The sequence below is a fragment of the Candidatus Krumholzibacteriia bacterium genome (assembly GCA_035649275.1).
Classification (GTDB): Bacteria; Krumholzibacteriota; Krumholzibacteriia.
This window is the reverse complement of sequence record DASRJW010000145.1, coordinates 1-14,217: the sequence shown is the minus strand read 5'-3', so window position 1 is coordinate 14,217 and position 14,217 is coordinate 1. Positions and strand designations below refer to the sequence as shown.

Genomic DNA, 14,217 nt, shown 5'->3' with positions numbered 1-14,217 from the left:
TTCCTTCTCCTCAGAACGATTCGTGCCGCATGGTGGCAGTCGCACGCAGCGGGATCGTCCCGCTGAAGGTGTTCAGGATCGTCCCTGTGACGACCTGGAAGTTGGCCTCCACCGTGACCGTGACACGACGGTCCGGATCGGTGGCGTCCGGACCGCTGACCGTGATGAGGGTCGGGTTGATCCTCCCGGCATCGCACACTTCTTGAACCCGGGCGGTCACGCGCCCCACATCGGGAGCTGTGACGACCGCGAGCCGCGCACCCTCGCGGGCCGCGCTCGTCATGAGGTTCATCTGCATCCACGCCCGTCCGAATTCGGTGATTCCGAACACCAGGACGAACAGCAGAGGCAGGACGAGAGCGAACTCGACTACAGACTGGCCACGCGAGTTACGTGCCAGAGAAACCAACTTGCGCTTTCCGTGCACCAGTACACCACGATCGTCAGAAGTGAACCGATGGCGATGCCGACACCGTAAGGAATGGTCGCGGGCACCGTGGATTGCGGCACCGCGGCATGCGCCTTTGCGAATCGATGCATTCCAGGAAGGCCGATCATCGCCATCGAGAGCACCTCGGCGAGTACCCCGCCTGGGCGCAGCTGCGAGGCGATGGCCAGCACGCCGCCGACGAGCGCGGTGAGCAACATGGCGACCAAGGTGAGCGGCGGCCCGAGGATGGCCCCGACGGCCGCCGCCAACTTGATGTCACCCATGCCCAAGCCGCGGCCCGTGTGCAGCAGCAAGAGCAGCCCCGGGCCGGCGATGAGCCCACACAGCGACAGGGCCAGACCCTCCCAGCCCTGGAAGTAGGTCCGCAACAGCAGGCCCACCGCCATGGCTGGGAAGGTGAGAACATTGGGGATGCGCCGCCAGCGGAGGTCGGTAATCATGGCAATCCCGACGGCAGCTGCAGTCAGGGCTGAGGCGCACAATGCGAGAGTCGGTTGGTCCAAGACAGCTCCTTCTGTCGGCAGCGCACCCCCAGGTCGTGGCAGTCTAGATCACGTCAACGCGGCCTGAACGTTCTGGTAGACAGCGTCCACCAGGGGCCCGATGTTCCGGATCGTGACGATCGCCACGATGGAGATGAACGCAGCCAGGAGGGCGTATTCCACCATGTCCTGGCCCTTGTCTTCGTGAATCAGCCGAGTCAGAAACCGCATTGGGATCCTCCGCAGTGACATTAGTCGTTGTTACGATGGGCGCACCGCTTCCGGCGCGCGCCTGGAGGCAGGCACACGGCATGCCAGGTTTTCCATACCCCATTGCATCCCGCCGCATCTCCGCCGGCCGGACCATGGCCGCGACGCGCTCCGCCTATCCCGTCGTTACGCCGGATCCTCGAGTGCAATCACGTCGCCGACCACGGTACCGCTCCGGCGCAGCACCCCAGCGGCGAGCTCGAGCGCTCCTTCGGCGAGCAGCACCGGTCGCGACAATCGGTTCGGTTGCAGCTCATGGTGCAACGCCAGAACGCGACCGTCCCTGCCGAGGAAGGCGACGTCGATGGGGAACTGCATTCCGAACATGTGGATCCATTGGCAGGGCACGAGGTACATGCCCTCGTCAGGATCCAGAGACTTCCGCCCGAGCAAGCCACGGCGCTTGGCGGACCCTGTCGCCCACAGGACCCGTTCGGCGACCACCGTGCCTCGGGTGACGTTGATGCTCCGCACGATGTCCTGCACGGCGGTCTCGGCAACTGCGTCGTTTTCCCAACCCAGGTGCGGCAAATGGCGTAGATTCCCCAACCGCCACGAGGACAGCACGGACAAACCTCCAGGGTGAGCTGCCGCAGGAAGCAGCAAGCGACGCGCCGCGCTCTTGGCCTCTGGAATCCATACGCTCCGAGGACCTGATTCCTCACTCTTCTGTCGGCTATAATGTTCGGGCTCCGATGCCGACCCTCCGCACTTCCCAGTCTGGAAGGGAAGCCGTCCGTCAGGCTCGAGAATCCTCCGATGCTCGAGAGGCTTCCCGTGGAGGTCATGGACTGCCGCGCTGGAGGAGCATCTCGAAGTCTTCCCCTACTGACAGAGCTGACAACACGACAGATGTTCGAGGACTGGAAAGGCAGAGCATGGAGGAGTCGCACGACGAGATCACCCAGAGGATCCGGGCGTTCGTCCTGACCAAGCTCGAACCGCGTGGGATCACGCAGGTCGACGACCGGGACTCCCTGGTGGCTTCTGGAGTCGTGGATTCGCTCGGTGTCTTCCAGCTCGTCGCCTTCCTCGAAGATGCCTTCGACATCCGCGTCCGGGACGAGGAGATCGCCCTGGAACACTTCGAGAGCGTCCAGAACACCGCACGTTTCGTGGCGACGAAGAAGGGGCTCGGTGAGAGGAAAGCGTGAGCACCGATTGGTGGCAGCACCTGGAAGCCCTGGGTCGGGATCTCGGCGCCAGGACAGCTGTCCGGACGCAGGTCGACCTCTCCTTCCTCGACCTCTACGAGACAGCCTCCACCCTGGCACAGGATCTGGAGCGCGCGGGCATCCGTCCAGGCCAAGTGGTCGGAGTCACGCTGCCGAACGGACCCGCTTTCGTTGCCGCCGTACTGGCTCTTTTCCAGATGCCGACGACGGCGGCGCTCGTGTCACCGCGCTATTCGGAAAGCGAGCTCGGCACCATCGCAAGGGAAGCAGGGGTCGCGGCCTTCCTGACGGGGTCAGCTTACGCAGGTCGCGTGGCGACGATGCTCGGTGGCTGGAAGGAGCATCCCCTGCGCGGCGACGTCTTCGGACAGGGTCTCGTGCTCGTCGTCTCGAAGACGAGGTCCGGACAGCCAGCGCCACCGGAGTGCCAAAACGCCGCCGTCCTCAAGCTCACTTCCGGTTCTACCGGCGCGCTCAAGGGGATCGCCCTCGGGCCGGAACAGGTCCTCGCCGAGGCTCGGAACATCACCGACACCCTCGGTCTGGGTCCAGACGATCGCATCCTCGCCGATGTTCCCCTCTTCCACTCTTATGGTTTCGACCTTGGTGTGCTGCCGCTCCTTTTCTCCGGGGCGCGACTCGTCCTCCAGGACTTCTTCGTTCCCCGACGCATCGCCGACGATCTCGGCCGGGAAGAAGCGACGGTGTTCCTCGGTGTTCCCAACATGTACCGACGCTGGCTGGAGGCGGCGCCGCCGGGGGCGGTTTCGCTTCCCCGCCTGCGGTATCTGCTTTCCTGCACCGCACCTCTCGACGCGGCCACCATCCTCTCCTTCCACGCACGGTTCCAGCTGCCCATCTGCCAGCACTACGGTTCGTCCGAGACCGGCGGCGTCACCAACCATGTTCCAGACCAGGTGCTGGAGCGCCCCGATTCCATCGGCTTGCCCCTCCGGAACGTCCAGATCCGACTCGTCGACTCCCGAGGTCACGAGGTCACCCCCGGTCAGGAAGGGGAGATCATGGTGGTGAGCCCTGCCGCCGCCAGTGGTTACGTCTTCGGGGCGCCCGCAGAACGGCAGGTTTTCCGCGCCGGTGGTTTCCTCACCGGGGACCTGGCGGTGCAAGAGGCGGCCGGGTTCCTGACCCTGCACGGGCGCAAGGATCACGTCATCAATGTGGGGGGACTCAAGGTGTCGCCCGAGGAGGTGCGCCGAGTCCTCGAGAGTCATCCTTCCGTACGCGAGGCCGGGGTGATCGGCACCAAGGACAGGGCGGGCGAGGAGGCCGTGGCCGCGATGGTTGCCCTCCGGTCGCCGGCCTCGGAGAAGGAGCTGATCGCTTTCTGCTATCGGGAATTGGCGGATTACAAGGTGCCGCGCCGGATTCACATCGGCGACGTACTCCCGCGCGGGCCGACGGGCAAGGTGCGCCTACGTGCCGAGGACCTGCCACTTTGACAGCCGGTCGACAGTGATCCTGCTCGTGCCTTCACGTGTCTCATCCGTCCTTCCGGCCGCGGAGGAAGCACTCCCCGATCTCCGGACTGCTGAAGGACACATCTCCAAGGCCGAGTGTGTCAGGCTGCTTGGTGAGGAGGCTCCATGAGAACGGTCGAGCATTCTGGGCGAGGCTCGCGGGCAGTTTGCCGCGCCACCTTGTTCGCGGCGCTCGGCTTTTGCCTCATCCTCGGGTTTCCGCGCTTGTCCAGGCCGGCGTGGCTCGACGTCAACACTCCAGGCGACCCGACCGGTCAGTGGTGCGGGAGGGTGGTGATCCAGGGCGACACCGTCGAAGCCGTTCTGGATCTCGGCAGAGTCGGATCACGCTGGGTCGGCGAGTGTGACGTTCCAGATTTCGGTGCCGAGAACTACCCGGTCCAGGTGGAGGTCACCGGTTCGACCGTCGCTCTCCACTTCTCGGGTGTCGACGCCGATTACCAAGGCAAGCTCACCGCCGACGGACAGCACCTCGATGGCGTGTTGCATTTTCCCGACAGCAGCGCTTCTCCCGATGACCACACTTCCGCCGGCGACACCGCTTCTCCCGACGACAACATCTCTCGCGACCACGATACGGAGAGCAGCAGGCACGCTGGAGACCAGAGCGTTCGCTTCACCCGAGTCGGCGAGGTGAAGTTCTCGGCCGGATTCCTCCAGCTCGAGACCGCGACGGACCAGGCGACCCGCGTCCGCACGCTCTCGGACGACGGCAGCGAGCTCCGCGCTCGGTTCAATGCCGCTCGCAACGAACTGCGTCTGGTCTTGCTCCTCGCCCCCACTTGACCGGGTTGTCAGGCAGGCGCCCGTGTGGTGCAAGAGGCCGTGTTGCACGAGATCGAAGCCGGCGATCTACGTGTCTTCGTCGTCTGGGAGCCGATTCTTCGCCTCGATGACGAGGGGGCGGCGAGAAAGGCTACGGCCCTCTTTCCAGACTCCCGGGTGGAACACTTCTGGGCGCCGAATCAGTCGGTGGGTGAGCTCTTCCAGCAGCCGCTCGCTCTCGATTCCGAACCAGCCTGGGATGTCTACCTCGTCTACGATCGCGGGGTCCGTTGGGATGGCCCGCATCCTCCTGTCCCCACCTATTTCATGCACCGGCTCCGCGGCCGGTTGCCGGACTCCCAGATCCTCGATGGAGAGAAGATGGCGGAGCAGATTCGTCGGTTCCTACGCTGAAATGGTGCATCCGTGCCGGTCAGGACGAAGGCGCGGTGTCGGGCTCAGGTGAAAGCGCGGTGCGTCTCCACGCTCTCGTCGCGCTTCGGCTCCGGGACCACGGGTCGGACCACTACACGCGAGAGGTAACGGGCCCGAGCCACGTCGATGAGGCGGCCGACGAGCTGCTGGAAGTTGTAACCGGCCGCCCTGCCCGCCCTAGCGAACGAACCGCTCTCTCCCAAGAGTCCGAGGCTGCGGACTTCCAACACGGAGGGCTCTCCGGAGGGTCCCAGACGGATGTCGACCCTCGCATAATCACGGCAACCACAGGCGGCGAAGGCGGCCAGGGCGCGGTCGCGAATCCGTGCGGCGCGACGGGCGTCGAGCTTCGCGGGGCAGATGCGCCGCCCCTTGCCCTCCTCGACCTCCACCAGCGGGAGGCACTCGACGGGGTCGTTGCCGAGCAGTGCAACGTGGATCTGTCGGCCGGCGATGTGTTCCTCCACCAAGGCTTCCTGTCCATAGCGCCGGACCATGAAACGCACCGCATCCTTGAGTTGCTGGCGGTCGGTGACCACTCGCGAACGGTAGCTCGGCTCGTGGCGCGGTCGGACGAGCAAGGGATACCGCAGGCGGTGGGTGACGTCCTTGGGGCTCATCATGAGGTGGAAGGGCGCCGTGGGGATGCCGGCCTGTTGCAGCAGCACCTTGGTGACCGCCTTGTCCAGGGAGCGGGCGAGCCCGAGAGGCGTGGGGCCGGTGTACGCGACCCCGGACATCTCGAGCATCGCCGGCACGTGCGTCGGTCGTCCGCTTCCCTGGATGCCATGGGCGAGATTCAAGACGATCCCGCCGGGCTCGCCGGTCCTCGGGTTCGGCGGCATGAATTGGCTCAGCTCCTTCAGGAGGGAGGTGTCGCCTTCCAGGACCCGCACCGTGTGTCCGCTCGCACGGAGAGCATCGACGACGCTCTGCACCGAGCGCCGCGCGTCCTTCTGCGGGCTGGGTCGACCCAGGCGGCCGATGACTCCGGTGTGCAGGCGATTCCGCACCACCGCGACCCGGTAGGCGCCGGCGTTGGAGAGCAGCTTGGGTAGAGCGATCCCGGCGACCTTCGTATCCCAGTCCTGGAAGAGGCGGAGGTCGAGGAACTCCGCGATCATCACGATGGCGACGATCTGCGTCAGCGCGAGCTCTGGAAACTGGAGCATGATTCCACGCAGTGCGGGTATCTGGCAGAGTATGGCGATCAGGAAAGCGAGCACGATGGTGGTGAGCGCGCGCCACGACGCAATGATCATGTTGTCTTGATCGAGAGTCCGGGCGATCCCTTCGGCGAGCATCCCGAGCACGATGACGGGGAAGTAGGCGACGCCCCAGAGGAGGTCCGAACGCATCCACGGACCGGCCAGCACACCACCCACCATGGTCATGGCCACGATGCACAGGATCACCGAGACGCGGGCGTAGTAGGGCAGCCGGATCCGCCGCAGCCAGGGCCGCACCAAGACGATGGTGGCGACCACGACCGTGATCAGGAAGAGACTCGGGAGGATGCCGCTCTGATGGAAGCCCACGGCGATGAGGATCGAGCGGAAGCCCAGGACCCGGATGCCGAAAGTGAGACGCGCCAGGGCGACGAGCAGGGCGCAAGTGGGGAGGAAGAGGAGATACAGGATATGGTCGCGCTGGTCCGCGGGAACCGCGGTGAGTGAAAAGGTCTGGTTCAGGGCGTTGCCGACCGTCCGGATCGCGTCGGGGACGAAACCGCCGAACCCCGGGATGGCGCCAGGAAGCGCCAGGACCCGGATCACGATGGTGAACAGCGGCAAGAGCGCGACGAGGCCGAGCACCCGGAGCTCGGTCTTCGTCAGATTGCCTTTGGGTCGCAGGACTCTTGCCCACCAGCGGGTGGGGGTGTGGCGCTGCAGCGCATGCCCCAGCTCGACGAGGCGGAGCAAGCGGGAACGAGGCGGCCCGGCGCCGTCACGCGTCGGTGGTGCGCTCGGGGTCACTGAATCGGAGCGACTCATCTTTCAGCCTGCCTACTTCTTGCGAATGCCGGCGACCGCCGATAGCCCTGGAAACAACCCTTCCGATGCGGCAAGGCGGATGCGGGCGCAAACCACCGGGGCGGTGCGCATGCGCGTATGGCGCGGCTGCGGCACCGCGGTGTCGGGCAGCTCGTAGTCCGTGGAGACACCGATGGTCTCCACGACGCCGTTGAAGACGCGGCCCGGATAGGACTTGAGCGTCACCTTCGCCTTGTTGCCGGGGTGGACATGCGCCAGGTCGTCTTCGTCGATCCAGGCCTCGACCCAGACGTCTTTGCCGATCCAGAGGTCGAGGATCGGCTGTCCGACCACCACGGAGGCGCCAGGCTCCGCGATCCGGCGCACCACCCAACCGTCTTGCGGGGCGCGGATCCAGGCGGCCTTGAGGTCGGCCTCGGCGAGGGAGAGCTCGGCGCGAAGCGCTGCCACTTCGGCTTCCATCACGACCAGGTGTTGCTCGCGCACCGCCAGCCCCTCGGACTCGACCTCGGCGAGTTGTTGCGCCGCCGCGGTCGCCTTGTTTTCGGCCCGGGCCGAGTGCCCGAGCGCATCGGCGGTGCGCATCGCGGCCTCGGCGGTGCGCAGCTCCTCCTGAGGGATCACCCCACCCTGCGCCAGGGACTGGCGCAACTCGTACTTGGTTTTGGCATCGTCGGCCTGGCTCTCCGCCGCGTCCACCTGGGCGGCGGCCGCCGCCGATCGGGCCGAGGCTTCGTTCACAAGACTCCCCAGGCGCCGGCGCTCCTGGACGATCGCGAGACGCTCGACGTCCAGCTCACTGACGGCCTTGTCGAGCCGGGACTGGGCGCGTTGCACTGCGGCTTGCAGGTGGTGGTCCTCGAAGCGCGCCATGAGCTGCCCGGCGTGCACGCGCTGCCCCGCATCGACCTCGACGCTGGTCACCACGCCGTCGAGCTGCGCTCCCACATTGGCGATGGTGCCCTTCACGATGGCGTTGCGCGACACCACGTAGGTGATCCGGTAGCGGGCCCAGAGAACGAGAGGCACGAGCACCGAGAGCGCCACGGCGCCGATCACGGCGGGCAGGACGTAACGCCGGGTACGCCGCCATCTGCCGCTGGGCGGCACCAGCTTCGGCACCGCTGCCTCCAGGAGCTTGATCTTCGATCGGCGGGCGCTGCTGCTCAATGCTCACCTCCGGGCGACGCGCAAACCATGACTGCCGCCGGCAGCAGCAGTCGCCAACCGCTGCGGTCGTCGCTTGCCGCGGCCCCGGTACCGGTCCTCGGCTTCGCGGCCTCAGGCCGTCCGAAGAACACGCCGAACACTCGGTCGCCGAGCTGCCCCTCCTCCATGAACTGCCGGAAGGAGTGATGGATTCCGGCGACCTCCTCGTAGGTGACGAGGGGCTCGAGGTGGTGAGCGGCCGCCGCCGCCCGCATCGCCGCCACCCAATGGCGCGCTCTCTCGAAGCGCGTCACTCCTTGCTGGCGGTCGAGTTCATCGCTGCGCCGGAAACTTTCATTGGTGCTGTCCTCCGCCCCGACGAAGACGGCGATGGGAACGCGGAGGAACTCCGCCGGGTCGAAGTGCAGGCTCGGCAGCTCCGGGCTCGGACCGATCCCATAGGGATACGGCCTCTGGTCGTCCGGAAACGTGTACCAACCTGCCGCACCAATAGCAGCGCGCGCAATGCGCTCCGGATGCGCCATGGTGTAGCGATGGGCGAACTGGGCCCCACCGGAGAAGCCGAAGAGGTAGATCTTCGCCGCCGCAGCCCCGGTCAGCTCGGTGACCTCGGCGAGGATCGAATCCAGAACGAAGTCAGCTCGCTGGCCCCGTCCGGTCCGACCCAGACGCTGGTAATCGTCATGCTGCTTTTCGGTGAAGCAGGGGGCGACCAGGACGACGCCGTACCGTTCGGCGTAGGCGGAGAACAACGTTGCATGCTCCTCGGCGTTGCGCGAGATCCCGTGGACCGTGACGAAGAGCGGCGCCCCTTGGCCGCCGGAGCTCGGGATGTAGAGGAAGTACTCCTGCCGGGAATCGTCTCGCAGAGCGCGGCGCAACACTCGCTTCGTCTGCAGCGGCGCGCTCGGCTCGAGGCTCGTCGAGGCGGAGGCCGTCGAGCTTCGAGTCGAGGAAGAGCTCGCGGGCAGGGCTGGTGCCATCCATGAGCGCGCCGCCCGCGGGAGGACGAGCGCGGTCATGGCGACGCACAAGAGAAGGAGCGGCAACAGGCGTTGGCGACGCATCGTCGCAGCTTTCATCGTGACACCTCGTCGAAGCACCATCCCGGACTCACTCTTCCTGGAAGCGCCGGTCGACGGCCGACGCAAGGTCCGCGGCGTCTTCCGCCACGCCCATGCTCTCTACGAGGACCCATGGTTGCCGCCCTCGGCGACATGACCGACAGGCTCGTTCTCATTGCCACCAGGCGCCACTGGAACGGTTCTCTCGTCATGCCCACGAAGTGCCACTGGAACGGTCCTCTCGTCCTCAGGGCCGCCCGACGCTAAGGGAACGGTCCTCTCGTCATCATCGCCACCGGGCGAGCTGGGGTGGGTCCTCTCGTGGCCATTGCCACCGTCGCCGATGGCCGCAGGGAGTCCGAAGAGAGCGTCGAAGACTCGGTCGCCAAGCCGGCCCTCCAGCATCAGCTGTTTGAACGAGTGCTGTCCTCCCGCGATCTCCTCGTACGAAACCAGCGATTCCAGGTGATAGGTGTCGGCGGCGACGCGCATGGCTTCCACCCAGCGCCGCGCCCTTTCGAGTCGAGTCTTCCCCTGCTGTCGGTTCACCCGGCCGCTCCGGCGCAGGCCCTCGCTCGTCGTGTCCTGATCGCCGACGAAGACGCTGAGGGGAACGCGCAAGAACTCCTCGGGGTCGAAACGTACGCCGCGGAGCTCACGGCTCCGCCGGATTCCGTAGGGGAACCGGGTGCGCGGATCGGGAAAGGTGTACCAGCCCGCCGCAGCGACGACGGCCCGTGCCACCCGGTGCGGATGGGCCAGGGCGTAACGATGGGCGAACTGGCCACCACCGGAATAGCCGAACAGATAGATCTGCGCCGTGGATGCGCCAGTCAACCATCCGGCTTCTTCGATGATGGCGTCCAAAGTGACGTCGGCTCGCGTGCTGCGACCATCGCGGCCGAGCCGTTGATAGTCACTGTGCCGCTCGGCGACGAAATGGGGGGCGACCATGACCGCCCCGTAGACATCGCAATAACGAGAGAAGAGACGCGCTTGCTCGTATGCGTTATACGAGATACCGTGCACCGCGACGAACAAGGGAGCCGCGGCACCGCTGCTGCTGGGAACATACACGAAGTATTCTTGACTCGGGTCGGTTTGCAACACACGACGGACAATCCGTTCTTTCCGCAACGACCACCTCTTGCGCACCTGGGCCGCACTCATGAGCACTCCTTTCCCTCGACGTCATCGACACCAATCGCAGCGCCCCCGACCCTCGCCACGAACCCCCCCCTAAGCGCGGGCTTCAAGAGAGCCCGCGCAAGCATCGGCTCCTTCTGCAACCGCTTCCTCGGCGGCCGTGAGGATTCGCATCGCGGTCTTCGCCTTCGCCAGCTCCTGACGGGAGAAGGTCGGCAGACCGGTTGCCTTGGAAGACTCATCGATCTGCAACGGCGACGCGGTCAAGACGCCGCTCAGACCGACGACCTTGAGGTTCTTGGCGCGGAGCCAGCTCTCACCGGCAACCGCGCCCATCGCGTCGCAGGCGGCGAAGAGAACCCCGCCCACGACTGCACCGAACACGGGGGAGGCGAGCAGTGCGGCTGTTTCCTGCTGCAGCACGCCGTCGGCCACTTCGAGTACGATGGCGTCCACCCGCGCCTTGATCATCTGGGCGATGAGCGTGACGAAAACGCTCTCGAGTTCCCGGAGCGGCACGAGATAGGTCGACACCAAACCGGCATCGGTGAAGTCGAGAACGGGATGGGCGCCGGCGTCCTTCAAGAGCCAGGTGTCACCACCGGCGCCGGTACCGGTGACCTTGGCGTAACCGACCTTGAGTCCGGCGAGCGTCAGTCCTTTGACCAGAAAGGCTGCAGTCTGTGTCTTGCCCGAGTCCATGGCAGTGCCGACCACGGCCACGGTCGTAGGACAGGGGCCGGCGAGCCGGTCCACGGCGCGGAGTGCGTAGTTGCGTAGGTTCGCTGGCTCGCCGGCCGCGTCGGCTAGGTAACCGATCGGAGTGATCTGAGTGGCTTCTTTGGTCACCCGTGCATGCCACGAGAGCGCTTTGGCAGCGACGCCGCCACTGGCGACGAGCTGACACGGGCCCATGGTCTTCGGGACCACCGCTTCGAACTGGCTGGGCGCATAGCGGTTGCCGTAGGCCACGACGATCTCGTCGCCGACGAAGAGATGCTTCCTGCGTCCGTCCGGCAGCTGCAAGCCCGAGTGGTAGCCGACAGCGTCGACACAGGCGAGGAGGAGGTCGCCGGCTTGCGGCGCGCGAGCGTGACGGACGATACTGCAGAGCGCGCCGCGCGGGACGCGACGCGTGGTGAATGCCCATGCTGCACGCCGGAGACGCGCTACTTCGAGGGTTCCCTGAACCCGATCGCGCCTGGGCGTGGATGTGAGGGTGCTAGGATCGAGCATGGTGCGAAAGGCCTCCTGTTGGATCGCGTCTACTGCGGTCCGTGAACTACGGGGACCCAAGTGCGGACGCCGGAAGGACACGTCGAACACATCTCGGTACGCTCCCGATTCCTTCATCCCAGGTCCGGCGGACCAACAGTGTAGATGAAGCGGCGCTGTATTAGAAGGAAAACGCGACACGATCGCGTGGAAGCAGGCGAAAGCGTTGTGATCTTTAGGGTTTGATGAGCATGTTCTTGTGATTGAGCAAGTTTTGCGTGTTGCGGGAATTCCATGTAAAGGAATCCCCTGTTGACAATATTGGGCGAATTGACCCATTGGAGACAACATGGTGTCAATGCAATAGATAGGTATTATTAACACCGTCTGTCAGGTGTTGACCCGAAGAATCCTCCAGAGTTTCCTCGTCGATAGAGTCCAACAAGTTTCGGCGCAAGGGCATTCACCCCCAGTGCCCCCTCTGATCAGTCGACCCGTTACTGGACAAACTCCATGCGACATTGACACATCTCCTCGGGCGTCGCTCCTCCGAGGGACGAGTGCAAGCAGTCCTCCCGCTCGTTGCGCTCGACGAGCTTGTGATTGTTCCTGAAGCCTTCGCGCCGAAGCATCGACGTCAGCATTGGGGTGCCCCAGCGGCGGTACTCGTGTGCCAGTTCCCGAATGCGGCCGCGATACTCTCCAGCTCGGCATGGCCTACATTCGCTTCACGGTCTGGCCTCCGTGACTCGCGCCAGGGTGCCTTGGAGCCGCGCCGCAGCGGTGATCGCCGCGCTCGTGCGTTGCGTAGCGGCCGCCGCCTGGAGGCCGGCGAGCTCGAAGTCTATGGAGGCGAGAGCAGGGCTGGCGTCGTCCGCGATCCGGTCTCGGATCCAATGGAGCGTCGCGATGTCGCCGAGCATTGCGGCCCGATCGTCCGCTTCGGCGTCGACAAGTAGTTGGCGAATCCAGAGTACGAGGAGGTCGAAATCGATTTCTGCCCGGGGCCGGTGACGCAACTCGAGGTCGAGGGTGGCTCGCGCTGCGTCGATGGCCGTCTGCCGGGTCGCGGCAGCCTCGCGGGCATCGACCGTTTCGCCGAGAGCGACGAGAGCAGCGCTCATCTGGGTTTCGAGCTTCGGGGGCAGAGGATCGGTCCGGAACGCGTCCCATGCCGCGTTCATCGCGCTGAACGTGGCAACCACCGCGTCCCAGTCCTCGGCCTGGGCAGCAGCGAAGATCTCCGCCGCGCCGAGGGAGAGAGTCTCGAGTTCCGGGGGTAGAGATCCCGGCACGGCGTCCGTCGGCACGGCGAGAGCGACGGCCTCGAGGTCGCTGCCCGGGGCGCCGGTGGAAAACTCGCCGTAGCCGGGGGCGAAGATCTTGTCCTCGAAGGACCCGTCCATGTGCAGCTCCTGGACGACGAGGGCGCCTTCGACAGGGCCCCGCGGGCCTTGCACGGTCACACCGGTCGAGGTGGCGGTGACCTCTTCGAACACGAGGCCGCAGATGTTCTCGGGTCGCCACGCGTCGCCGACCCGCGGGTCGGCGGGCATGATCATCGCCGCTGGGCCGTCCTTGCCGGCGAGCCAAGTACCGTCGATATCGGCGATGACGCCGTTCTCGTAATTGAACACGTCTTCACCGAAGTACCACACCGAGCCGTCGTCGGCCTGGGCATACCGATCGAGGGCGACCTCGTGGATGCGACCGTCGAGGAAGGCGACATACTGGGAAAGGAGCGTTTCGATCCGTTTGCCGTTCCAGGCGATGATTTGCGTCTCCGGCAGCAAGGTGGTCTCGACTCGCAGGGCGGCGCCGTCCACCTCGCCGAGGAGGATGACGCGGGAGAGCGTGCCGATGGGGAAGAGTGGGTTCGAGACGCTCTTGGGGTCCGAGAACGCTGGCCTGCCGAGATCGACGCGGGTGTTCATCGGTGCGACCGGCAACAGGTTGCCCTCCGGGTCGCGGCACTGGGAGCTTCGCGCCTCGGTCTCCGTTGCATTGGAGCCGGCGGGAACGCTCGGGCTCTGGTCGCAGCCCGCGGCAAGCGCCACCGCGGCAGCGACAACCGCCATGAGTGTGGAAATTCGCAGGGTCACGGTCACCTCCGTCTGTTCGGACACGCGGGTGGCGTGCCGCTCGTCGGACCAGGAACCCACGAAGCGGAGACTTGTGACAGCGACGGGACGGAGCGCTCGACCGACGGGGACCGGCGGAGGCCGGGCGACTCGTCGGCAGCGGGTGCGACGGGAGCTATCGGTCTGGCGGAGCCAGCCGCAGGAGATAGGGGCCTTCGTCCGGCGTGTCGAGCGGCGCGGTGCCGATGGACGCCACCGGCGGCTCCGACACGATGCGATGGCCGTCCTTGAGGAAAAGGCACCGTTCCTCCACACGGATCTCGATCCGCGGAGCACCGCGGGGAATCCCGATGTCGAAGACGGTGCCGGCTCCAGCGTTCTCGATCACCAACCGATCGACGTGGGCGGTGAAGGTCGCAGCGCCGGCTGGCGCTCGCACCACGACTTCGGCGCCATCGGTCAGCGACACA

At 65.9% G+C, this 14,217-nt stretch carries 15 protein-coding genes; 4 read left to right on the top strand and 11 right to left on the bottom strand.

All coding sequences use genetic code 11. The annotated features are described in order from the left end of the window. Window positions 1-10 precede the first annotated feature (10 nt). The 4 genes from VFE28_16445 to VFE28_16430 all read right to left on the bottom strand — a co-directional run bounded on the left by VFE28_16445 (window position 11) and on the right by VFE28_16430 (window position 1,770). Window positions 11-292, bottom strand: coding sequence for a hypothetical protein (locus VFE28_16445; protein ID HZM17585.1), 282 nt, complete (start codon window positions 290-292; stop codon window positions 11-13). Between the two features lie 77 nt (window positions 293-369). Beyond that, window positions 370-933, bottom strand: a complete 564-nt coding sequence (locus VFE28_16440; GenBank protein ID HZM17584.1) for an A24 family peptidase — start codon at window positions 931-933, stop codon at window positions 370-372. Window positions 934-1,002: 69 nt separating this feature from the next. Next, window positions 1,003-1,164: a Flp family type IVb pilin gene (locus VFE28_16435; GenBank protein HZM17583.1), complete on the bottom strand. Its 162-nt coding sequence runs from the start codon at window positions 1,162-1,164 to the stop codon at window positions 1,003-1,005. A gap of 165 nt (window positions 1,165-1,329) precedes the next feature. Then, window positions 1,330-1,770, bottom strand: a complete 441-nt coding sequence (locus VFE28_16430) for a DUF192 domain-containing protein (protein ID HZM17582.1) — start codon at window positions 1,768-1,770, stop codon at window positions 1,330-1,332. A 311-nt stretch (window positions 1,771-2,081) separates the two neighbouring features. On the opposite strand from VFE28_16430, the gene VFE28_16425 reads away from it, so the two are divergent. The 4 genes from VFE28_16425 to VFE28_16410 all read left to right on the top strand — a co-directional run bounded on the left by VFE28_16425 (window position 2,082) and on the right by VFE28_16410 (window position 5,056). Then, a complete protein-coding gene (locus VFE28_16425; GenBank protein ID HZM17581.1) occupies window positions 2,082-2,357 on the top strand; it encodes an acyl carrier protein in 276 nt (91 codons plus the stop codon). Then, on the top strand, window positions 2,354-3,838 hold the full coding sequence (locus tag VFE28_16420; protein ID HZM17580.1) for a class I adenylate-forming enzyme family protein: 1,485 nt from the start codon (window positions 2,354-2,356) through the stop codon (window positions 3,836-3,838). The genes VFE28_16425 and VFE28_16420 overlap by 4 nt, the downstream gene beginning before the upstream one ends. Window positions 3,839-3,982: 144 nt before the next feature. Beyond that, window positions 3,983-4,663, top strand: a complete 681-nt coding sequence (locus VFE28_16415; protein ID HZM17579.1) for a hypothetical protein — start codon at window positions 3,983-3,985, stop codon at window positions 4,661-4,663. Window positions 4,664-4,705: 42 nt separating this feature from the next. Continuing rightward, window positions 4,706-5,056: a hypothetical protein gene (locus VFE28_16410; GenBank protein HZM17578.1), complete on the top strand. Its 351-nt coding sequence runs from the start codon at window positions 4,706-4,708 to the stop codon at window positions 5,054-5,056. A gap of 44 nt (window positions 5,057-5,100) precedes the next feature. On the opposite strand, the gene VFE28_16405 is transcribed toward VFE28_16410, so the two are convergent. From VFE28_16405 to VFE28_16375, 7 genes are all read right to left on the bottom strand, one after another. Next, entirely contained in the window at window positions 5,101-7,071 is a 1,971-nt protein-coding gene (locus tag VFE28_16405; GenBank protein HZM17577.1) for a 7TM domain-containing protein, read from the bottom strand. Between the two features lie 12 nt (window positions 7,072-7,083). Continuing rightward, complete coding sequence (locus tag VFE28_16400) at window positions 7,084-8,241, bottom strand: efflux RND transporter periplasmic adaptor subunit (GenBank protein ID HZM17576.1); 1,158 nt, start codon at window positions 8,239-8,241, stop codon at window positions 7,084-7,086. Next, window positions 8,238-9,323 carry a PHB depolymerase family esterase gene (locus VFE28_16395; GenBank protein ID HZM17575.1) on the bottom strand — a complete coding sequence of 362 codons (1,086 nt, stop codon included), beginning with the start codon at window positions 9,321-9,323 and terminating at the stop codon, window positions 8,238-8,240. Before VFE28_16395 ends, VFE28_16400 begins: the two co-directional genes overlap by 4 nt. A gap of 102 nt (window positions 9,324-9,425) precedes the next feature. Continuing rightward, the gene (locus VFE28_16390; protein ID HZM17574.1) at window positions 9,426-10,475 is read right to left on the bottom strand and encodes a hypothetical protein; all 1,050 of its coding nucleotides are present in this window, start codon (window positions 10,473-10,475) and stop codon (window positions 9,426-9,428) included. A 69-nt stretch (window positions 10,476-10,544) separates the two neighbouring features. Further along, complete coding sequence (locus VFE28_16385; GenBank protein ID HZM17573.1) at window positions 10,545-11,687, bottom strand: DUF1611 domain-containing protein; 1,143 nt, start codon at window positions 11,685-11,687, stop codon at window positions 10,545-10,547. A gap of 707 nt (window positions 11,688-12,394) precedes the next feature. After that, window positions 12,395-13,768, bottom strand: a complete 1,374-nt coding sequence (locus tag VFE28_16380; GenBank protein ID HZM17572.1) for a hypothetical protein — start codon at window positions 13,766-13,768, stop codon at window positions 12,395-12,397. Window positions 13,769-13,922: 154 nt separating this feature from the next. Beyond that, window positions 13,923-14,217, bottom strand: a 295-nt coding sequence (locus VFE28_16375; GenBank protein HZM17571.1) for a hypothetical protein, incomplete at its 5' end; no start/stop codon positions are given.

Coding starts and splice junctions, on each gene's coding strand:
- VFE28_16415 (HZM17579.1), top strand. CDS start 3,983: ATGAGAACGGTCGAGCATTCTGGGCGAGGCTCGCGGGCAGTTTGCCGC.
- VFE28_16405 (HZM17577.1), bottom strand. CDS start 7,071: ATGAGTCGCTCCGATTCAGTGACCCCGAGCGCACCACCGACGCGTGAC.
- VFE28_16395 (HZM17575.1), bottom strand. CDS start 9,323: ATGAAAGCTGCGACGATGCGTCGCCAACGCCTGTTGCCGCTCCTTCTC.
- VFE28_16445 (HZM17585.1), bottom strand. CDS start 292: ATGAACCTCATGACGAGCGCGGCCCGCGAGGGTGCGCGGCTCGCGGTC.
- VFE28_16425 (HZM17581.1), top strand. CDS start 2,082: ATGGAGGAGTCGCACGACGAGATCACCCAGAGGATCCGGGCGTTCGTC.
- VFE28_16385 (HZM17573.1), bottom strand. CDS start 11,687: ATGCTCGATCCTAGCACCCTCACATCCACGCCCAGGCGCGATCGGGTT.
- VFE28_16435 (HZM17583.1), bottom strand. CDS start 1,164: ATGCGGTTTCTGACTCGGCTGATTCACGAAGACAAGGGCCAGGACATG.
- VFE28_16390 (HZM17574.1), bottom strand. CDS start 10,475: ATGAGTGCGGCCCAGGTGCGCAAGAGGTGGTCGTTGCGGAAAGAACGG.